The sequence below is a fragment of the Campylobacter ureolyticus genome (genome assembly GCF_027277485.1).
Taxonomy (GTDB): Bacteria; Campylobacterota; Campylobacteria; order Campylobacterales; family Campylobacteraceae; genus Campylobacter_B; species Campylobacter_B ureolyticus_B.
In genome coordinates this window covers 14418-35408 of sequence record NZ_JAPXGQ010000012.1, presented here as the reverse complement: position 1 = coordinate 35408, position 20991 = coordinate 14418, and the positions used below count along the sequence as shown (strand labels likewise).

Below are 20991 nucleotides of genomic sequence, written 5' to 3'. Positions count from 1 at the left end.
CTTACTGAGCTATCCAAACAAAATCAGCTATTACTGAAAGCACAAATAAACAGCCCCAAACTATAAATATAATTTTTTTAACTTTTTGTCTATGAGCTATCATTTCTTCTTTTTTAGCACCATCAATGCTTATCCATTTTACATAAAGTCTATAAACTCCAATGCCAGCATGAACTACAGTAAATAGTAAAAGTGCAAAATAAAATAGATGTAACTGACCAAATCTAAAAGCTGAAACCTCGGCTGTAATTTGTTCACCAAAAATAATAGTTATAAGATGCGCACTCGCAAAGAAAAATAATAAAAATCCTGTAATGAATTGAAACCACCATAAAGTAGTATCGCAGTGATTAAATCTAATTTTGTGAGCTCTAAATGCTCTAAAAGCCGCATAATTTTGCGGAAATTTTCTCATTGCTAAAAACGCATGTAGAACAAAAACACAAAAGATAAAAAAAGCAATTAAATTTGTAATTTGCCAAATTCCAAAAGGCTCAGCAAAACTTACAATGCCTTCAAAAACACCTTTACCGATGATGATAGAACCTGTAAAAAGCATGTGACAGATCATAAAAGCTGCCAAAATAAGTCCAGTGATACTTTGTAACTTATCTTGAAGTGCCGGAATACGGCTCTTTTTACCATCAACGGATTTTCCTAAAAACCCTTCAATCTTATTTACCATAAGAACTCCTTTACTAGTAAAATTTTAACTATGTTTCACTATTGTTTAATTATATCTTAAATTTTCTTTTTAATTGCTTAAATTTTTTTGATTATTTGTTTATATTTTTTAAATGATAATAATAGACAATTACACCAAAAATAAGCATTAAAAAAGATAAAATTTGCCCCATACTAAAACCTAAAAACACACCAAGCTGGATATCTGGCTCTCTAAATATTTCACTTATAAATCTCATTAATGAATACAATATAACATAAATAGATATTAGCTCCCCATCAAATTTCTTATATTTTTTATAAAAAATTAAAATTATAAAAATTAAAATACCTTCTAAAAAAGCTTCATAAAGTTGGCTTGGGTGACGCAAAGCTCCATCTACATAAATTCCCCATGGAACTTCTGTGACTTTACCAAAAAGTTCTTTGTTTAAAAAATTTCCAATTCTTCCAAAAACGTAAGCTAGCGGAACACTTAAAGCCACCAAATCAAGCAAAAGCCATAAATTTTCTTTATATTTTTTACAAAAAATATAAGTAGAAATAACAAAACCAATTAAAGCACCATGATAACTCATGCCACTAATCCCTACAAATTCGCCATTATAAAATGGGTTAAAAATTTCCCAAGGATGAGTTAAATAAAAAATTTGCTCATTTGAATAGATAAAAATATATCCGAGTCTTGCACCTAAAATAACACCTATTTCAACAAAAATGAAATATTTATCAAGCATTTCATCGCTAAAAGGAAAATTACTTCTTTTTGCAAAATATTTGGCTAAAAAAAGTGCCAATAATAGTGCTATAACGTACATAAGCCCATACCAATGCACTTTTAAGCCAAAAATTTCAAATGCCACTGGATCAAAATGGTTATAAATTTCATTCCACCAATTCATATTTTTCCAATTTGTTTTTTTAAAATTTAAATTTTAAGTCCTAAAGTAGTTTTTAACATATTTAAGTAATCTTCTAAAAACCAACCAAGTGCTTTATAGTAATCGCTTTTTGATTTTGTTTTTAAAATTTCACTTAAAGCTCTAAAACTTTCCATAAAATATTTTGTTAAATAAAGCCCTAAAAAATTATGTGTTTTTTCTCCATCATCGCTTTTTAAAATTGCTGCTAAAAATGCAAGCATATTTGCAGCATGGCTTTCATCTAACTCTTTAAAAGGTTTTTGATATCTTGCTTTTTCAAAAAACAAACTCATATCTGTTTTACTTATAAGACAGTAATAATCCATTTTAAAAAACTTTTTTAAATTCTCATAATCTTTACAAATTTCACTATAATCTTCTTTTAAAGCTTTTTGCCAAATTTCATGAGCTGTTTTATTAGATACTGTTTCATTTTGTAAAATCCATTTAGGAGCCATTTTTTTAAAATTATCTTCGCTGATAACACCTTTAAAATTTGTAGCAAATATCACACAAATCATCGCATAAAGATCTCTTACTTTCATATTTTTCCTTTTAATTTTTAGCTTTTATCTCTTTTGCAAAAAGCAGTGAATTTACACCGTATTTTTCTCGTATAACTTGCACTGCCTTATCTATCTCAATATCACTTTGTTTTATCTCATTAAAAAGAGTTTTTTCTATATTTTTCTCTTCAACAAAACCACTAACTCCAACACTTATATAAATAATTGGCTTATTTATAAACTCATCACATCTTTGAAAAAGCTCATTCATAATTTGATGCAAAACGCCTTCATAGAATTTAAACTTATAAGTTAGAGATCTAGTGATAGTAATTTTATCTAAATATTTTATCTTTAGTTCAAATTTAGTTGGATTTTGACCCAATTTATAGATATCAAAACACAAATATCTACAAAGAATTAAAATTCGCCTTTTAATTTCATCTCTATTGCTTATAGCTTTAAAAGTCCTGCCATGCGAAAAACTCTTTCTTTTTGAGTTTGTTTCGACTAAGTTCTTACCACTTCCTGTAATGTTTTCATATAATTTTATACCACTTTTACCAAGTTTTTCAAAAATAAATTTGGACCCTTTTACATCTCCTATAGTAAAAATACCATATTTATTAAGGCGCTTTAAAGCACTTTTTCCAACACCAGGAAATTTAGAAATATCAATATTTTTTAAAACTGTATCAAAATCATCTTTTTTAATAATCTTAATACCAAAAGGTTTTGCTAAATCAGTTGCAAGCTTAGCTATAAATTTTGCATCACTTATGCCAATGCTTGATGGAAGTTCAAATTTATTTAAAATTTCATTTTGTAAAAATTTGGCAAATTTCAATGGATCTTTCATAGCATTTGTTCCACTTAGATCCAAAAAAAACTCATCAATACTGAATTGCTCAATATCTGGAGTAAATGTATATAAAAATTTATAAAGCTTTTTTGAAAGTTCTTTGTAAAAATGATGATCTGATTTTACAACTATTAAATTTTTGCACAATACTTTAGCTTGCTTTAATACCATAGCAGACTTTACTCCATACTTTCTAGCCTCATAGCTAGCACTTAAAACAACTGAATTGTTTATATCACTATTAGTTTCACCAAAGTCTTCATTTAGTCCACCTCCAATAACAGCTACATTTTTACCAATTAATCTTTTATCTTTTATCCTTGCAGCTGCTACAAAAAAGCAATCTAAATCAATGTGCAAAATCAATACTTAAACCTATTTATAACCTATAATATCAAGCCCGAAACCACTAAGTCCAGCAAAATCTCTATTGTGACTTTTACTAATAATATTTATTTTTTCTATTTTTAAGTGAGCTAATATCTGAGCTCCTATACCATAATCCTTCATAGAGCCATTTTGAAGTGCATCAAACATTATTAAAACCCCACCCTCATTTTCTAAAATATCTAAGCTTCTTTTAAATTCACTAAATTTGTCAGTTGTTAAAAACTCATAATCACTTGAAATTTTATGAAATTTAACATTTGAAGTTTTTGAAATATCACCAAAAATATAAACTCTTTGAATGTTATTTTTATGGTCAATTACCTCATAAAACTTAACCTTAATACCAGCTAATTCTCCATATTTTAACTCGCTAAATTTTATCAAAGTCTCATTTTTTAGACGGTATTTTACTAAATCAGCTACGCTTACCATGTTTAAATCAAATTTTTTACAAAATTTATCTAAATCATCTCTTCTTGCCATAGTTCCATCTTCATTTACTATTTCGCAAATTACACTTACTGGGGCAAGTCCAGCAAGTTTGCAAAGATCAATGCTTGCTTCTGTGTGACCAATTCTTTCAAGCACTCCACCATCTTTTGCAATTAATGGAAAAATATGTCCTGGAAAGACAAAATCATCTTTTGTCGAAGTTGAAAAATTTGTAATTAGCTTTATAGTCATATCACGCTCGACTGCACTTACTCCAGTTGTTGCTTTTTTGGCATCAACTGTTATAGTAAAAGCGGTTTCGTGATTTGATGTATTATCTTTTACCATAAGATCAAAACCAAGTTTTTTAGCAATTTCTTTATTAACCGGTGTGCATAAAACTCCTTTTGCGTGAGTTATGGCAAAATTTACTTTCTCAACATCACTAAAAGCTCCAGCAAAAACCAAGTCTCCTTCATTTTCCCTATCCTCATCATCGACAACTACTATCATTTTCCCATTTTTTATATCTTTTATAGCTTCTTCTATACTCACAAAACCCATTTTTTTCTCCTTATTATTTCAGCTCTTCAAACCCTAATTTGATTTTTTCATAAATATCTCCAAAAGGAACACCATTTACCCTAACACAACCTATTGTAGTTATAAAATTTGTATCCCCGCTCCATCTTGGAACTAAATGATAATGCACATGCTGGGCGATACCTGCTCCTGCTGCACTTCCTAAATTCATGCCTATATTTACGCCACTTGCGCCAATATATTTCTTTAAGACCTCAACACCCTTTTTAACAAATTTGCTCATTTCAGTCCAAATTTCATCATCTAAGTTTTCAATGTTGTCAATATGTTTATAAGGAATTACCATAAAAGCTCCAGGACTGTATGGGTATAAATTCATCACACCAAAACAGTGTTTTGCTCTAAAAATAACACCATTTTTTTTATCATTTTCTCTACTATTTACAATATCACAAAATACACATTCACTTTTTTTATGGCTAAAATATTCACTTCTCCAAGGTGCACAAAGATATTCTAACTTATTACCCATTTTACTTCCTTTTTATTTTTAAAATTTTATTCTAAACCTTTCATTTTTAAAATAGCTTTTCTAACATCCTTTTCTCGCATAAAAGTTTCACCAATTAAAAATGCATCAACACCGATTTTATGCAATTGTTTTAATTGTTCACTATCTTTTAGTCCACTTTCAGCAACGATTATTTTATTTTTTGGAATAAGTGGAATTAAATCAGAGCTTAAACCCATGTTCATCTCAAAAGTTTGCAAATCTCTGTGATTTATGCCAAATATCTCTGCTCCAGCAAAAATAGCATTTTTAATATCTTCTTTATCATGTGTTTCAACCAAAGCTTCAAGACCTAATCTATGAGCAAATTCAAGTAAATTTTTAAGCTCATTTTTACTTAGTGCTTTAGCAATTAATAAAATAAAATCAGCTCCATAAACTAAACTTTCCAAAATTTGATATTCATCAACAATAAAATCTTTTCTTAAAATTGGTATTTTTGTATAGCGCCTAATTTGTGGGATAAACTCTAAATTCCCTTTGAAGTAATGCGGTTCTGTTAAAACTGAAAAGGCGTTTGCTCCACCTTTTTCATACTCTACTGCAATATTTACTGGCTCAAAATCATTTCTTATAATACCTTTACTAGGACTTGCTTTTTTAATTTCAGCTATTATTTTAAATTGATCTTTTTCATCTGTTTTTAAGGCAGTCTTTACATCTCTTGTAATAAAAGGATTAGCCGAAAGGCTTCTACCAAGAACATCAAAAGGAATATCTTTTTTTCTTTTTTCTAAGTCATATTTTGTTTTTTTTAAAATTTCATCAAGTATCATTTTATATCTCCGCTATTTAAACACTTATTTATAGCTTCAAGATGCTCTTTTGCCTCACTACTGTTTAAAAAATCACTAAACTTATAGCTGATTTGCTTCATAATTTCATCAGCTTTTTTACACTCTTTTAACTTATAATATCCCCAAGCAAGCGAATCTAAATAATAAGGAGAATCTGGTTCTTTTAAGAGTGCCTTTTTAACAAACTCAATGCCTTTTTTATAGTCAACATCATGATCAATCAATAAGTATCCATAATAATTTTCATAAGTTGCATTATTTAAATCTTTAATAGATTTATCAAATTTATCCAAAATCTCTTTTAGCAAATTTTCATTTACATTGGGGGTATTTTTTTCATATAAATTCATTGCTTCTAATGCCAAAAACTCTGTATCATTTGTCTTTTTAAAAAACTCTTTTGATAGTTTTATAGCCTCATCATTTTGTTTTAAAAAACCGTATAACTCAACCAACATTTTATTTTTATAGTCATATTTTTTTAACAGATCTACAGCTTTATCATACTCTTCAAAGGTTATGTAAAAATTAAGAATATAATCTAAAAATTTATTATTTTTCGTATCTTTATAAAGCTCTTCGCAAATTTTTACAACCATGTCAAAGTCATTTTGCTGTCTATAAATATCGACTAACATACTGCAAACCGCCAAAGAACAGCCATTTTCTTTCTTATAACTCTCTAGCTCTTTTAATGTTTCATCTGTTTGTTTCATACCTAATAAAGCTTTTACATATCTTAAAAAATTTATCTCATTTTTATCTAACTCATAGGCTTTTTTATAGCTTTTAAAAGCTTCATTTTGTAAATTTAAAACTTCTTCTATTTTTCCTAAAATAATAAAACTTCTTGCGCTATTATCTACTTTAGTAAGATTTCTTGCTAAATTTAAAGCTTCATAAAGGCTATTTTTCGATAAAAGATAGGCTATTTTTATCCTTAAAAACTCATCATCATCTTTTAATACAACACTTCCTTTTTCAAGATAAAAACCTAAATTTGTAAAATCTTCATAATTATAAAGTATTTTTATTACCTCTTTTAAATATTCAGGTTTTTTTGTCTTATCATACAAGTATGTAAAAATTGAAACTGAATCTTTTGGGTCTTTTTCTTCTAATAAAAGTGCTTTAAATACGTTCAAGCTTTCATCGTAAGATTTTGTATCAAAGGCATTTAAATTTAGACAAAAAAGTGCTATAAAAAGGTATTTTATAATTTTTTTACACCTATGCATTCTTTCTCCAATTCATTATAATTTTTCTTAAAATATTCCCAAAACGGAAAAGTTCTACACTGCTTTGGACGATGTTCATAAATAGAACAATTTAATTTTTTTTCGTCAAAAAAAGTACATTTATAACCATTTTTATAAATACTTTCTTTTATACTATACCTGACTCCGAATTTTTCTAAATATTTAAATTTAAACTCATCTAAACTCAAATTTAAGTATTTTGCCAAAGCTTTAATTTCACTTTCATCTATCCAAATATAACCACTTTCTCCTGTGCAGCACTTTCCTTTGCAAATTTCACATTTTTTTTCATCAAAGCAATAATTAAACCCATCTTTTTTAATCATAATTTTTACCTAAAACAATATCTTTACTTTCTAAATTGGCTTTTTTAAAAAGCTTTAAAGCCTCTTTTGTATAACCATTTTCATCACTTAAATAAAATCCCTCATCAACCAAACATAAAGATTTTGAACTTTTTTTTGCCTCTATCAAAGCAATTTTTGCTCTTTTGCCAATTTTTGGATAAATAAATTTGAGCTTTGTCATACAAAATTTATTTTTTAAAAGTAGATAAGCTACATTCATAAGCTGTTTTGCATCATAACAAAATATAAGAGATCCGTGAGATTTAAGATGAGTGCTTGAGTTTTGAATTAAGTCACTTAGACTTAAATTTGATGAATATCTGCTTATATTTAGATGTAAATTTTCACTTTTTATAACTCCATCGTGATAATATGGTGGATTTGAGATAATTACGTCATATCTTTTATCGCTTCTAAACTCTTTAAAATCAGCAAGAATAGTATTTATATCAAGTCTGTTTTCATTTGAGTTTATTTCACATAATTTTATATTTTCTTTTTGTATGTCCATTAAAGTTAAATTTGCATTTTTTAAATCTCTTTTTAATAAAAGTCCTAAAACTCCGCATCCAGCCCCAACTTCTAAAATATCACCTTTTGGACTAATATCAAAAATAAAATTATAAAGCATGATGGTATCACTATTGTAGCGATAGCCATCTTTTAGTTGATAAATTATCATAAAGAGTTTATATTATTTACAATTTTACTTGAGTGATTTAGGGCAAATACTATAGATCCGCCATTTTTTGTTATTAAATCACCACCGATATAAAGACCTTTGATATGTGTTTGGCAATTTTCATCAACTATTGGAATACCATTTTCATCTATCTCAACATCTGAGTTTTTTAAAAAATCAACCGGAGTTGTACCACCTATGGCATAAATAACTCTATCATAAACAAACTCTTTGCCATCTTTAAATTTAACAACAACTTTTCCCTCTTCATTTTCAAGACTTTCAATATCTGAGTTTAATCTTAAAATAATATTTCCATATCTTTCTTCATGGGCGATATCTTTTAAATTTATCGCATTTAATCTTGTAAAATTACTTTTTCTATAAGCAAGCGTTACAATATTATTACTAGAAAGGCTTATAGCATATTCAACAGCTGAATTTCCACCACCTACAACTAAAATCTTTTCATGACTTCCACACTTATCAAGATTAAAATTTACAACGGGATTTAGTGACCTTGGAATTTTATAATCAGGCTTATTAGGTTTTCCCATTCTTCCTATTGCAATTATTACTTTTTTAGCGTAATAATGAGTTTTTGGAGCATAAATTTCAAACAATCCATCTTCATTTTTTTTAACTTTTTCAACTTCTGTATTAAAAAACGCATCAATATCTTCACTATCCAAAAGGGTATCAAAGTAGTTTAAAACATCTTCTTTTGTGCCAGTTTCAAACTTTACCATACCTTTTGTTTCACTATCTAAACCTTTGTATTCTTTATCAACTCTTTTATTTTCTTTATAAAAAGTTCTGATTGTTTGAGAATGGTTTGAGCCTTTTTCAAGAAGTAAAACTTTATTAATTCCACTTATTTTGGCCTCCACAACCGAGGCTAGCCCACACGGTCCGCCACCTATAATGGCAAGGTCATAAATTGTTTGCATAATATTACCTTTTTGTAAAAACATTCTAAAGCTATATTATAATATCATTTTGATAAACAAATGCAAATATCCAAGTCATTTTTACCAAATTAAATCAAACGTAAAAAATAGTAATAATAGCTTTAATATTTTATTTAAATGAAATTTCGGTGCAACTATAAGCCGAGTTCTGTTTTTCAAACGATCATTTATCTAGACTAAATTTTGCAATTTAGTTCAAGCGAAGGGTTTTATTCTAAGATTAAACCATCCCTTCTTGCTGCAAGTTGGGTTTGCAAAGCCGTTAATGTTACCAAAAACGCTGGTAGGCTCTTACCCCACCATTTCACCTTTTCCACCTTATAAAAACAAAGTGGTAGTTTACTTTCTGTTGCACTATCCCTTGGGTTACCCCAGCCATTCGTTAAATGGAACTACATCTTAGAGCAGCTCGGACTTTCCTCGTATTAACGCGATCGTTCATTGCACCGAAAAAGATATTTTAACAAAAAATCAATAAAAATTTTATGAATTTAAGAAGATTAGTTATAATGTAGTAAAAAAGGGGAAGAATGGATGTCTTAACGCTTGAAAATTTTACAAAATTAGACTACATGGAAATTTTACAAAATTTAAAAAATAAAACTTGTTTAAATTATAGTACAATTTTTAATAAATTAACTAAGTCTTACAAATATTCAAAAAATGCAAAAGAAATTTTAAATTTATTATCAAATATTTGTTCTATTGGCCTAAAAGTAGATAGCTATAATGAACCATTTATTCCAATGTTTCAAAACTACCAAAAACGAACTTTTCTACCTGATGATTTAACAAAAGATGAATTATATTTTTTAAATCAAATTTTAAATGAATGTAAAGACTTTAGAATTAAAGCTAGAATAGCCGATATTTTATGGATTTACTATAAACCAAAAGATATAAAATATTTAAAAATAGCTATTCAAGAATATTCTAAATTTCCTATAGATAATTTTGATAATGCCCTTGAATTTAGTGAAGCTATCAGCTCATATAAAAGAGCTATATTTCTTGCAAATTCCACAAAAAATAAAGAGTTATTAAGCGAAATAGTAAACAGGACTACTAATGCATTTTTAAATTTACAAAACAATAACTATATACTCAAACTTAATGATATTTTAAAAAAATTACAATTAAAAGATAAATTAAAATATGAAATAATAGAAAAACTAAAAATTAAAACTAACAACGCACAAAAAATAAGCTATCTAGAAGAAATTAGAAACTGGTATATAATTCTTGGCAATACAGACGAAGAAAATAATACAACTATTGAAATAATCAACACTTATATAGAACTTGGAAATAATAAAAACTATTCATGCTACTACGAAATGGCATTAAAAGAGTATTATTCCCTTCCCAATAAAATAAAAGAAAATTTAGATATAGATAAAGATTTTCTTTATGGAAAAATTGAGCGAACTAATAAAATACAACTAAGAAGCATTGAAGGTCTGGAAATTTCACCTATTAATATAAGTAATTTAACAGATAGTAGTATAAATATGGTAAAAAATAAAGATATTTCTACTGCATTGCGATTTTTTACAAATGGCGGACAAAGAGTTGATTTTACTAATTTAAAAAAACAATCTGAAAATATCTCTCAAAACTCAATAGCATCAATGTTTAAACACATACAATTATCACAAGATGGTAAAAAAATATCAGAGGAGCCATATGAAAATATAGTTTTATCTATAAATTACAATATACACTTTAGTCTTACAGTATATAGCTTTATTATTCCAGCATTAAACCAAATTTTAATGGAGCACAGAATTTCCAAAGAGTATATTTATAATATATGTAATAATTCTTTACTTATAGATAAAAACAGAGTTAATCTTTGGACAAAAGGATTACATCTTGGTTTTGAGCATGAATTTTTACTATCAGCACATATACTAATACCCCAAATAGAGTACCTAATTAGATTTATTTTAAAAGAAAACAATGTTACAACTACCATAATTGATAACTGTGGAATAGAAACAGAAAAAAGCCTTAATAAACTCCTAAAAGAAGAAAAATTACAAGAGATACTAGAAATAGATCTAATAAAAGAATTACAATATTTATTAATACAACCAACATCATATAATTTAAGAAACGAAATAGTTCATGCTCTTGTAGATGACAATATTGATAAAGTGGGAATCATATATTTATGGTGGCTATGCTTTAGATTAATTTACAACATGCCATATAAATAAAACTTAACAAACCAAAGAAAACACTTTGGTTTGTATTTTAACCTTGTAAAACATCCCTTGCGCATTCACGTGAATTTTTAATGCAATCATTCATAGCAACGCCCTTATAGGCATTTGAATTTAAATAAAGTCCTTTTGTTTGCCTTATGTCTTTAAAAATTTCAGCCACATTTGATAGGTGACCTAAATTATAATTTGGTATGCCTTTTTCATGTCTTTTTACGTACGTCATTACCGGCTCATCAGAAATTCCCATCGTATTTCTTATGCCAAGTCTTGCAAGCTCAACTAATGTTTTTTCATCTTTTAAGGCTAGATCTTTATCTCTTTGACCGCCTATCATAACGCGAAGCAGTACCTTACCATCAGGCGCTCTATCAAAAAATATCGAGCTATCCCATAAAATTCCCAGCACTGGTTGCTTTGATGAGCTTGTTGTTAAAAGTCCAAAACCTCTTAAAGCGTGATCAAGGTTTTCATATCCAAGCCCAACTACAGAAATAGGAGTATATTCAATAGCTTTTAGTCTTTTTGAAGTATCTGGAAGAAGCTTGTTTAAAAGCTCACAAGCTCTATAAGCAGGAGTTGAAATAATAACTTTATCAAACTCTAAATTTTTATCACCATTTAGTATAAATTTATCATCTTTTTTTTCTATTTTTGAAATTTCAAAATTTGTAACAATCTTAGCATTTGATCTTTTACCAACTTCTTTTATTAAGGTCTCACACCCACCTTTAAAACTCATTAAAACTCCACTTGGAGCAGCACTTTTAGCTCTCATAGCAAGCATTGCTTTTATAAGTCCGCCATATTTTTTTTCCATAGCTATTATCTTCTCAAAACTTGCATTAACTGAAATTTTATCAGGACTTGAGCCATAAACTCCTGCAACCATTGGATCTAAAAAAGTTTCAGTTAATTCTTTTCCAACTCTTCTATAACCAAACTCTTGAAGTGTTTCTTCCATGTCATCTTTTTTTTCTGGTATAAAATACTCACATGCAACTCTTATTTTTCCAAGTGGTGACATAATCCCACTTAAAAAGAAATCTTTTGCACCTTCTGGCATTTTATAAAGCTTATCTTTATAAATAAATCTAACTCTTGCATTGTCATTACTCTTTAAAAGTAAATTTTCTATGCCTGCGTATTTTAAAAGTTCTAAGGTATCAGGTCTATTTGATAAAAAACCATTGGTTCCTTCTTCAACTAAAAACCCTTTTATGTTTTTAGTTCTCATTTTTCCACCAAGCTCTTTTTCTTTTTCGAAAACTGTTATATCGTATTTATCACCATCGCTATTGCCAAAAAAATTTAGATAAAAAGCTGTTGTTAAGCCACTTATCCCTCCGCCGATGACTGCTATTTTCATACTCTCTCCTTGTAAATTTAAACCTTATATTACAATAAATTTATAAAAACTTGACTTAATCAAAAATTTCTTTATGCAAAATCTCTCTTAAAACCACAGTTGCATAACTTCCTTTTGTAAGTTCAAAACTCATGCTAAATTGGGCTAATTCAGGTGTGTATTTGTAACTAACATTTTTTAAAAAACACCATGCAAAACGCCTGCTTCCATTCATTTTTTCAATAAATTTAAATGAAGGGTGATAAATTTCATCTTCTATATTTTTTGCTAAATCTTCACTGTCAAAAGCTTTATTTCCAGGAAGTAAGCCAAAAGGAGTAATATCGCGCTTTAAAAATCTTTCAACCTCACTTGTTAAATCTTTACATAAAAATAGTTTTCCATATGGATAATGTCCCAAAACATCCCCATTAAAAAGTTTAAAAAAATTAGGTTGAAGTTTTAAATCTTTTACAATCTCTTTATCAAATCCATAAATTTTATTTATTTCATTCTCATTAAAATCTCTGATAAATTTTGAAATTTCAACTCTTTTACTAAGCCATTTATTAAAAAGATCACTTTGATAAGCTGAAATTAAGAAATTTTTAATTTTTGGATTTTTCATCTTTAAATTTCCACTTAAAATTTCTTCACCATCTTTTGCGTTATCTTCAAATTTGCCAAATCTTTGAAAGCCAAAATAGTTTGCATAGCCATTTTTATCCAAATTTAAAAGAGCATTTTTAAGCTTTAAAGCATCAACTTCACTAACTTTTTTAAGTTTTATAAAAAAACTATTTCCGCTTAAATGACCAATTCTAAGTTTATTTTTATGTGTAAAAGTATCAGTTATTTTTAAACTCTCGTGAGAAAAATTTGCTAAGTTTTTTTCAAATTTTTTAGGAAGTGAGATAAACTGAGTTGTAAAACCCTCTTTATCTTTAAGTCCTGCATATCCAAAATCCCTCATTTTAACGCCTGAGTAATCACTTAAAATATGAAGTGCATCAAAAGTTGTAAGTCCTTTTTTAGCGATATTTAGTATCAAGTGCTCACCCTCACCGCTAAATTCATAAAGTGGAATTTCTCTAACTACAAAATCATCTGAATTTTTACTAAAATGTACATTTATGGGTGAATGATCAAGAGTGAAAAGTGGTTTAAAAATGCCAATTTCTTGCTCGTTTTTTATATTTTCCATCTATTGTTTCTCCAAAAATAGTAAGTTTTATCCTAGCTTTTTTAGCCTCGTTTATGATTCTAAATTTGTTTTTTTTACTAAAACTAAAAAGCACCTCATACTCTTCGCCGCTTAAAAACTCATATTTTTTAAGCTTTTTTATAAATTTAATATTTTTATTTTTTATAAATTTAGGCAAATCGCACGCAAGTCCATCACTTATATCCATAGCTGAGTTTATGAATTTTGATGAGTTGTAAAAAAATTTATCCCTTAAAGTAATATTTCTAAATCGTGAGTTTTTGCCAAGAATTTTATAGTTTTTCGCACATCTTTGAAGCGTTTTAAGCCCTTTTAGACTTCCTCCTAAATTCCCTGTAAAAGCTAATAGCTCACCATTTTTAAGTTTTTTTCTAAAAATTGGTTTTTTTGCATAAGATATAATACTTACACTAATTCCCAAAATATCGGATTTTACTGTATCACCGCCAATTATTTTAACTCCATATTGTTTTGAAATATCTAAAATTCCATTTTTAAGCTCATCAATCTCTTTAAAAGTTATGTTTTTAGGAAGCATTAAACCAATTAATGTAAATTTAGGCTTTGCATTCATCACAATAGCATCGCTTAAATTTACACTCATTGCCTTTTTTCCTATTTCATAAAAGCTTAACCAGCCCATTTTGAAGTGGGAATTTTCCAAAAACAGATCCTTGCTTAAAACCCATTTTCCAAGCACTGCACCGTCATCTCCGATAAATTTATTACTGAATTTTGATATTACAAAACTTTCTTTATCCATAACTTATTATTTTATATTAATTTTGATAAAAAACTCTTTATAAGATTAAATTTGATACAATTTAACGAAATTTTAAAGGAAAAATATGGTTGAAATATCACTTTTTCGTTTTGATAGAAAAATAGATTTAGAAAGTTATTATAAGCCTTATATTTATGAGCATTTTGAGTTTTTAACTTTAAGAGAGCTTTTACTAGATATTAAAAGAAACGATCCATACTTTAAATTTGGAAAAACAGAATTTGTAAAAATAAATGAAAAAATTGTAAATTTGGATGAGAATTTAGATGACATTTTTAAAAAAACTGGTAATTTTATAAATATCTCTGCACTTTGCCAAACTCGCTCTACAAAGGATTTAATAATTAACAATGATGATTTTATAGAAACCTATGATAGATTTAGTGAAATTTTAGGACAAAACAATGAAAAAGAGTTTTTTTTAAAATTAGAGCCTTTGTTTTATTCAAGTAAAATAATGGAATTTAAAGATGATTTTTTAGGAAATTCGGCATTTGTTTTTGCAAACTATCTAATAGAAAAATTTCCTCATAAAAAGGATGAAATTTTAAATTTAATTAAAAATGAAATAATCTATTATATAAAACCACAATTTTTACTTAAAGATCCTTTTAAAACCGATGAGATAGTAAAAAATCTAGCTAAAATGTTAAATTTAAATTTTTCAAAAAAAGAGAATATAGTAAGTGATGAAGAGATAAAAAATGCAACAAAAAAAGTTGATTTTTCAAAATTTAATATCGCAGTTTATAGTGATAAAAACTTACAAAATTTGGTTAAAGTTGTAGCAAATTTAGTTAATTTTGAACTTGAAAATGAAAATATTGGATATGATATTTTAAAATTTGATAAAAAAGTTGCTTTAAATTTAGCAGGTGAAATTTTATTTAATGCTTATGATAACGGGGCTGATTTTTTGCTAGTAAATGATAAAAGAGCTTTTTATATGTTTGACACACTTAGTAAAGAGCTTCAAAAAACGCAAAATAGAAGTTTAAATAACTTTTATATACTAATGGCAGATGAGTTTTTATCACTTTTAAAGGGCGAAAAGATAGAGTTTAAAAATCATAAATTAGAGGTAAAAATACTATGAAATTAAAAAATAAAGTTGCTATTATAACTGGTGCAACAAGTGGAATTGGTGCAAAAATATCTGAAACTTTTATAGAAAATGGAGCTAAAGTTTTAGTCATAGCAAGACATAAAAACGAAGAAGTTATTAAAAATCTTGGAAAAAATGCAAAATTTTTTAGTGCTAATATAACAGATGAAAACAGTGTAAAAGAAATTTATAAATTTGCCATAAAAAGCTTTGGAAAAATTGATATTTTGGTAAATAATGCAGGAATTACAGGTCCAACAAAACCATCATTTGAACTTAGTTTTGATGAATGGAGTGAGGTAATAAACTTAAATGTAAATGGCACTTTTTTAATGAGCAAATACGCACTTTTAGAAATGATCAAACAAAAAAGTGGTAATATAGTAAATATTGCTTCTGTTCTTGGAATGGTTGCAAGTGAAGCTTTTAGTGTATATAGCACAAGTAAAGGCGCTATAATAGCCATGACAAAACAAGATGCTTTAAGTGTGGCAAAGTTTAATGTAAGAGTAAATTCAATATCTCCTGGAACGGTAAAAACTAATGCCGTGGCAAATTTAGAAAAACAAATCGGCAAAGAGGCATTTAATGAGATGTTTAACGAACCTCATCCACTTGGCGGTGTTGGAAGCGTAGAAGATGTGGCAAATGCAGCTCTATTTTTGGCAAGTGATGAAGCAAAGTGGATAACAGGAGCAAATTTAGTCGTTGATGGTGGATTCACAATAAAATGAGTTTATAATTACTATAAAAAATTTGTTGTTTTTATAATTAAATTTCAAGCTATTGTTTTGCAACGCTTCTCTATTTGTAATTTATCCATTAAAATGTAATTAATTTTTTAGTTTTATCAATATCAAAACCTAAATTTTGCAAAAAATACTCTCTAACTTCATCATAAATTTGTTCATTATAAAAATATATAAAATAGTATTTTTGCCTATTGAAAAACTCACTAGGAGTTCCTAGTTTAGGATTTATGGGTTCAGCTAAAATTAAAGTAGGAAAAACCCTAAATCCAAATAAAGTTTTATTTAAATGTAAATATAAAAGCACTTTAAATATTATATTTCCAAACAATTGAGATATAAAAAACAAGGCAGTAAAATAATAAATTTCATTTGGTGTAGGCTTGCTTAAACTAATAAGTAAATAAGCAAATATAGAAATCACAATTATTAAAACAATTATAACAGCTTGGGTATCAAGCTTGTTTTTCCAAAAAGATTTTAACAAGTAATTTGGCACTTCATTTATATCAATTTTTCGTTTTAATTTACCATCTAACATATAATTAATAGAATTATTTGTAAAATAAAGCGTATAATTATCCCTTACAACATAAGAATAGTAATCATAAAAAACAAGTGCTAAAGGCACTATCAAAGGAGCAAATAAAAACCAAATTTCAATTTTTTCTTTTATTAAATTCATTGTTATACACATAACGCTAACCACAATTGTTATGCCTATAAAAAATGAAATAAATCTCAACGAAACACCAAAAAAGTAACTATAATCTTTAATAACTATCGGCTCTTTATCGTAATCTCGTTTATTTGAAAAAGTGTTAAATGCCGTTTTTAACAAAACAAAATCCTTGTTTTTATACTTTATAAATTTTAGAATTTAAAACTTCAATAATATCAAGTAAAGCCTTAATCTCATCTAAGATATTTTTAGCTTGGTTATTTGTAACTGCACTTTTTAAATATCTGATTTTAAATGGCTGTATTTTTTCTCAATGTGAATGTAGATTTTAAAAGCTACTGCCCTTATTTAAGCATAAAGTTTTCATCTGCAAAGTTTTTAACATCATCTAGGTCGTGAGTAACTAAAATAGAAGTTATCTCAAGGCTATCTAAAATTTCTTTTATATCGGTTCTTATTTTTATCCTTAAACCTGCATCAAGAGCGCTAAATGGCTCATCAAGAAGTAAAAGTTTAGGTTTTATTGCTAACGCTCTTGCAAGTGCTACTCTTTGTTGTTGACCACCACTTAAAGCATGGGGATAGAGATCTCTATATTCACTCATTCTAATCAGCTCAAGCATCTCATCAACTCTTTTTTTATTATTTTTTATGCCAAAGCCTATATTTTGCCAAACCTTAAGATGTGGAAAAAGCGCATAGTCTTGAAAAAGATAGCCTATATTTCTTTTGTTTGGTGGTAAAAAAGTGATATTTTGACCATCTAGCCAAATCTCTCCACTATCTAAATTCTCAAAGCCACTAATTAGTCTTAAAATCGTGCTTTTGCCACTTCCACTTTCGCCAAGTATTGCTAGACGTTTTCCTTTTTGCAAAGAAAAGTTTAAATTTGAGATTAGGTTTTGATCTTTTTTATATGAAAAAGAGATATTTTTTAGCTCTAAAAACACTATTTATCCTTTATTTTATTTAAAATTACCAGCAAAGCTAAACTTATGCCAACAACCACAATAGCAGGAGCCGCACTTAAAGCTAGCTGTTCATCACTGGCATATCTATCCATTTCAAAAGCTAGAGTTTTTAAATTTGGCGGAGTCAAAAGCGAACTTAATGGAAGCTCTTTGATTATCTCAATAAAAACAAGTATAAATGAGCTTAAAATAGCTGGTTTTATCATTGGCAGATCCACCAAAAAAAATGTTTTTAGTTTTCCTTTTCCAAGACTTAAAGAGGCTTCATAGTATTTTTTTCCTTGTTGGTTTAGGCTATTTTGGACTCCCATATATCCTAAAGACAAAAACCTGATCATATAAGCAAAGACCAAAACCAAAGGACTTAACGTTAAAAAAAGAGTTGCTTTCACCTCTAAAAGCCGATATAACCACTGCATTGACTTGTCGATATTTATAAATATCGCAAGCATCGAGATACCTACAACTGAGCCTGGAATGCTATAGCCAATATTTGCAAATGAAGTTGCTATTTCCTTGATCTTGCCCTCTTTTAGCCTCAAAGATTCGTTGATAAACAGAGAAAAAACTACTATTAGCATGGCTGACAATGTTGTAAGTAAAATTGTATTTTTGCTTAGATTAAAAAGCGAAATTAAATTTATATCGCTATAGCTTTGATAAAGCCAGATAAAAATGTGAAGAAGTGGCAAAAACAAAGCTACAAATAAAAATAAAAAAATTAGACAAACAACAGCAATTTCGCTCTTTTTACTTAATTTTTTAGCTCTTATCTTTTGTCTTTTTGTAACAGTTATGGCATATGGTTTTTGCAGTAACTTTTGAACTATTATGATAAAAAAGACTAAAAAAAGCAAAATCGAAGCAAGTTTTATAGCTGCATTTAAGTCGCTATACCCAACCCAAGCCTTATAAATTCCTGTGCTAAATACATGAAGTCCAAAATAGTTTGGCACTCCATAAGCATTCAAACACTCCATCAAACAAAGCGTCATGCCGCTTATAATTGCAGGTTTGCTAAGAGGCAAGATGACTTTAAAAAAGGTTTTTACTTGAGTGCAACCTAAATTTTGCGATGCTTCTATATAGTTTTGCGGAAACCTTTTTAAAAATCCTCTTAAGATGATATAGACATATGGATAAAAAGCCAGCGTTAGCACAAAAATAGCACCATAAATATTCATAATGTCAAAATGGACTCTTATATCAAAATTTTGCCTTAAAAAAGTTACTAACCAGCCAGAATAACTGAAAAAATCAACATAAATATACCCAAAAAGATAGCTAGGGATTGCAAATGGCAAAATAAGGGTAAATTTAAAGAAATTTTTAAATTTATACTCATAAAATGTCTCAAAATAGGCTAAAAAAGTTCCTATAATGCCTGTAAAAATTCCTGTAAAAAAAAGTATTATAAAGCTGTTTTTTATGTAAAACTTAAGCTGTGTTTTAAACAAAAATTCAGTCGATTCGTTTGTTTGGTTAAAGATCCCAAAAAATATATAGATAATTGGAAATATTATAAGAGCCAAACAGACAAAAGTAAAAATAAGAGGTGTATCACACCTCTTAAAGCGCTTCATCATACGCACTATTTCCACATTACCTCATCAGCTATCATTTGAGCTTTTGTGAGGTTTTTGCCTATTTCATCAAAATCAATCTTGCTTTTCTTAAACTCTCCCCATGATTTTACGATATCAGCAGGCTCTGCTTTTGGGTTGGCTGGAAACTCAAAATTTGTCTTGGCAAAAATTTCTTGTGCTTTTGGAGTTGTTAAAAACTCTATAAACTTAACTGCATTATCTTTGTTTTTAGCATATTTTGTAACACCAGCACCACTTAAATTGATGTGAGTTCCTCCATCGTTTTGGTTTGGAAAAAATACCTTTAAATCTCTAGCAACCTCTTGCTCTACTGGATCTTTTGAAACAGACATTCTACCCATATAGTAACTATTCATTATAGCCACACTTCCAACACCTGAAACTATGGCTTTTGCCTGATCTCTGTCATTTCCTTTTGGAGCTCTTGCAAAATTTGCAACCAAACCTTTTGCCCACTCTTTTGTCTTTGCCTCGCCATCTTTTGCTATCAAAAAGGCTATTAGGTGTTTGTTGTATGATGATGTTGATGAGCGAGTTAAAATTTTGCCTTTAAATTTATCACCGCTTAACGCCTCATAGGTTGAGAGCTCTTTTTTGTCTATCTTCTTTGGATCATAAACCAAAACTCTAGCACGGTATGTTACACCTACCCAGTTTTTATCTTTGTCCATCAAATCTAGTGGTATATTTTCATCTACAATTTTTGAGCTAATTGGTTGTAAAAGTCCTTTTTGCTTTACATTATAAAGATCGCCAACACCAACTGTCATAAAAACATCAGCTATTGTATCCTTGCCCTCAAGCTCAAGTTTTTGAGTAATCGCCTCTATCTTATCTTGTATGACATTTACTTTGATGCCTGTCTCTTCAGTAAAAGCATCAAAAACCATCTTATCTGAGTCATAATGTCTTGAAGAATAAACATTGACAACAGAGTCTGCAAACAAAGAGCTTGCAACAATCAAAGCCGAAAAAATAATCTTTCTCATCTTTTTCCTTTATATAATGATATTAATTATTATAATTTATAATGGTAAACAAATAGTAATTTACAGATAGAATTTGGTGGTTTATCTTTTTTACTATAGATATAATAAACATAATAAATATCTGCAAGAAATTTATTATTAAAAAGTAGTTTTGATATTTAAATGATATCTCTCAAAGGAGTTAAAAACATTAAAAGAACATAGCATCAAATCCATTCTCTAATTTTACTAAATCTATAAATAACAATGTATTAAAAGATGGCTCTAATAGTGCTAAAAGATGTAAATTTATACAAATTTAACTAAAAAGATTTATAATTTTAAAAATTATAAATT

General features: G+C 28.1%; 21 protein-coding genes and 1 other RNA gene. 3 read left to right on the top strand and 19 right to left on the bottom strand.

Annotated elements, in window-relative coordinates; translation table 11 throughout:
- Window position 1: 1 nt before the first annotated feature.
- From O6B72_RS07410 to rnpB, 12 genes are all read right to left on the bottom strand, one after another.
- Entirely contained in the window at window positions 2-685 is a 684-nt protein-coding gene (locus O6B72_RS07410; RefSeq protein WP_050335056.1) for a fumarate reductase cytochrome b subunit, read from the bottom strand.
- A 91-nt stretch (window positions 686-776) separates the two neighbouring features.
- Window positions 777-1586 carry a prolipoprotein diacylglyceryl transferase gene (gene lgt / locus O6B72_RS07405; RefSeq protein ID WP_269492713.1) on the bottom strand — a complete coding sequence of 270 codons (810 nt, stop codon included), beginning with the start codon at window positions 1584-1586 and terminating at the stop codon, window positions 777-779.
- A 26-nt stretch (window positions 1587-1612) separates the two neighbouring features.
- On the bottom strand, window positions 1613-2152 hold the full coding sequence (locus tag O6B72_RS07400; protein ID WP_269492712.1) for a hypothetical protein: 540 nt from the start codon (window positions 2150-2152) through the stop codon (window positions 1613-1615).
- Window positions 2153-2162: 10 nt separating this feature from the next.
- Complete coding sequence (locus O6B72_RS07395) at window positions 2163-3335, bottom strand: Y-family DNA polymerase (RefSeq protein WP_269492711.1); 1173 nt, start codon at window positions 3333-3335, stop codon at window positions 2163-2165.
- A 15-nt stretch (window positions 3336-3350) separates the two neighbouring features.
- Window positions 3351-4361, bottom strand: a complete 1011-nt coding sequence (locus tag O6B72_RS07390) for a bifunctional 3,4-dihydroxy-2-butanone 4-phosphate synthase/GTP cyclohydrolase II (protein ID WP_050335063.1) — start codon at window positions 4359-4361, stop codon at window positions 3351-3353.
- Between the two features lie 13 nt (window positions 4362-4374).
- On the bottom strand, window positions 4375-4872 hold the full coding sequence (locus tag O6B72_RS07385; RefSeq protein ID WP_269492710.1) for an HIT family protein: 498 nt from the start codon (window positions 4870-4872) through the stop codon (window positions 4375-4377).
- A gap of 26 nt (window positions 4873-4898) precedes the next feature.
- The gene (trpC, locus tag O6B72_RS07380; RefSeq protein WP_269492709.1) at window positions 4899-5687 is read right to left on the bottom strand and encodes an indole-3-glycerol phosphate synthase TrpC; all 789 of its coding nucleotides are present in this window, start codon (window positions 5685-5687) and stop codon (window positions 4899-4901) included.
- On the bottom strand, window positions 5684-6946 hold the full coding sequence (locus tag O6B72_RS07375; RefSeq protein ID WP_269492708.1) for a tetratricopeptide repeat protein: 1263 nt from the start codon (window positions 6944-6946) through the stop codon (window positions 5684-5686). Before O6B72_RS07375 ends, trpC begins: the two co-directional genes overlap by 4 nt.
- Entirely contained in the window at window positions 6922-7293 is a 372-nt protein-coding gene (locus tag O6B72_RS07370; protein ID WP_269492707.1) for a YkgJ family cysteine cluster protein, read from the bottom strand. The genes O6B72_RS07375 and O6B72_RS07370 overlap by 25 nt, the downstream gene beginning before the upstream one ends.
- Window positions 7286-7996, bottom strand: a complete 711-nt coding sequence (locus tag O6B72_RS07365) for a tRNA1(Val) (adenine(37)-N6)-methyltransferase (protein ID WP_269492706.1) — start codon at window positions 7994-7996, stop codon at window positions 7286-7288. Before O6B72_RS07365 ends, O6B72_RS07370 begins: the two co-directional genes overlap by 8 nt.
- The gene (locus O6B72_RS07360; protein WP_269492705.1) at window positions 7993-8946 is read right to left on the bottom strand and encodes an NAD(P)-binding domain-containing protein; all 954 of its coding nucleotides are present in this window, start codon (window positions 8944-8946) and stop codon (window positions 7993-7995) included. The genes O6B72_RS07365 and O6B72_RS07360 overlap by 4 nt, the downstream gene beginning before the upstream one ends.
- A gap of 142 nt (window positions 8947-9088) precedes the next feature.
- Window positions 9089-9417: RNase P RNA component class A (gene rnpB / locus O6B72_RS07355), an RNA gene on the bottom strand.
- Window positions 9418-9497: 80 nt separating this feature from the next.
- On the opposite strand from rnpB, the gene O6B72_RS07350 reads away from it, so the two are divergent.
- Window positions 9498-11189 carry a DUF4209 domain-containing protein gene (locus O6B72_RS07350; protein ID WP_269492704.1) on the top strand — a complete coding sequence of 564 codons (1692 nt, stop codon included), beginning with the start codon at window positions 9498-9500 and terminating at the stop codon, window positions 11187-11189.
- 37 nt (window positions 11190-11226) lie between these two features.
- Here O6B72_RS07350 and hemG read toward each other — a convergent pair whose 3' ends face one another.
- Genes hemG through O6B72_RS07335 form a run of 3 tightly spaced genes read right to left on the bottom strand, consistent with a single transcriptional unit; the run spans window position 11227 to window position 14531 of the window.
- Complete coding sequence (gene hemG, locus O6B72_RS07345; protein ID WP_269492703.1) at window positions 11227-12564, bottom strand: protoporphyrinogen oxidase; 1338 nt, start codon at window positions 12562-12564, stop codon at window positions 11227-11229.
- Between the two features lie 55 nt (window positions 12565-12619).
- Window positions 12620-13738, bottom strand: coding sequence for a tRNA pseudouridine(13) synthase TruD (truD, locus tag O6B72_RS07340; RefSeq protein ID WP_269492721.1), 1119 nt, complete (start codon window positions 13736-13738; stop codon window positions 12620-12622).
- On the bottom strand, window positions 13707-14531 hold the full coding sequence (locus tag O6B72_RS07335; protein ID WP_269492702.1) for a thiamine-phosphate kinase: 825 nt from the start codon (window positions 14529-14531) through the stop codon (window positions 13707-13709). The genes truD and O6B72_RS07335 overlap by 32 nt, the downstream gene beginning before the upstream one ends.
- Window positions 14532-14616: 85 nt before the next feature.
- Between O6B72_RS07335 and O6B72_RS07330 the strand changes: the two genes are divergently transcribed.
- Entirely contained in the window at window positions 14617-15648 is a 1032-nt protein-coding gene (locus O6B72_RS07330) for an HdrB C-terminal domain-containing protein (RefSeq protein WP_269492701.1), read from the top strand.
- Entirely contained in the window at window positions 15645-16391 is a 747-nt protein-coding gene (locus tag O6B72_RS07325; RefSeq protein ID WP_269492700.1) for an SDR family NAD(P)-dependent oxidoreductase, read from the top strand. The genes O6B72_RS07330 and O6B72_RS07325 overlap by 4 nt, the downstream gene beginning before the upstream one ends.
- Window positions 16392-16479: 88 nt before the next feature.
- On the opposite strand, the gene O6B72_RS07320 is transcribed toward O6B72_RS07325, so the two are convergent.
- The 4 genes from O6B72_RS07320 to O6B72_RS07305 all read right to left on the bottom strand — a co-directional run bounded on the left by O6B72_RS07320 (window position 16480) and on the right by O6B72_RS07305 (window position 20655).
- A complete protein-coding gene (locus O6B72_RS07320; protein ID WP_269492699.1) occupies window positions 16480-17247 on the bottom strand; it encodes a hypothetical protein in 768 nt (255 codons plus the stop codon).
- 185 nt (window positions 17248-17432) lie between these two features.
- Window positions 17433-18038 carry an ABC transporter ATP-binding protein gene (locus tag O6B72_RS07315; RefSeq protein WP_269492698.1) on the bottom strand — a complete coding sequence of 202 codons (606 nt, stop codon included), beginning with the start codon at window positions 18036-18038 and terminating at the stop codon, window positions 17433-17435.
- Window positions 18038-19660 carry an ABC transporter permease gene (locus O6B72_RS07310; protein WP_269492697.1) on the bottom strand — a complete coding sequence of 541 codons (1623 nt, stop codon included), beginning with the start codon at window positions 19658-19660 and terminating at the stop codon, window positions 18038-18040. Before O6B72_RS07310 ends, O6B72_RS07315 begins: the two co-directional genes overlap by 1 nt.
- A complete protein-coding gene (locus O6B72_RS07305; protein ID WP_269487639.1) occupies window positions 19651-20655 on the bottom strand; it encodes a Fe(3+) ABC transporter substrate-binding protein in 1005 nt (334 codons plus the stop codon). Before O6B72_RS07305 ends, O6B72_RS07310 begins: the two co-directional genes overlap by 10 nt.
- Window positions 20656-20991: the final 336 nt, after the last annotated feature.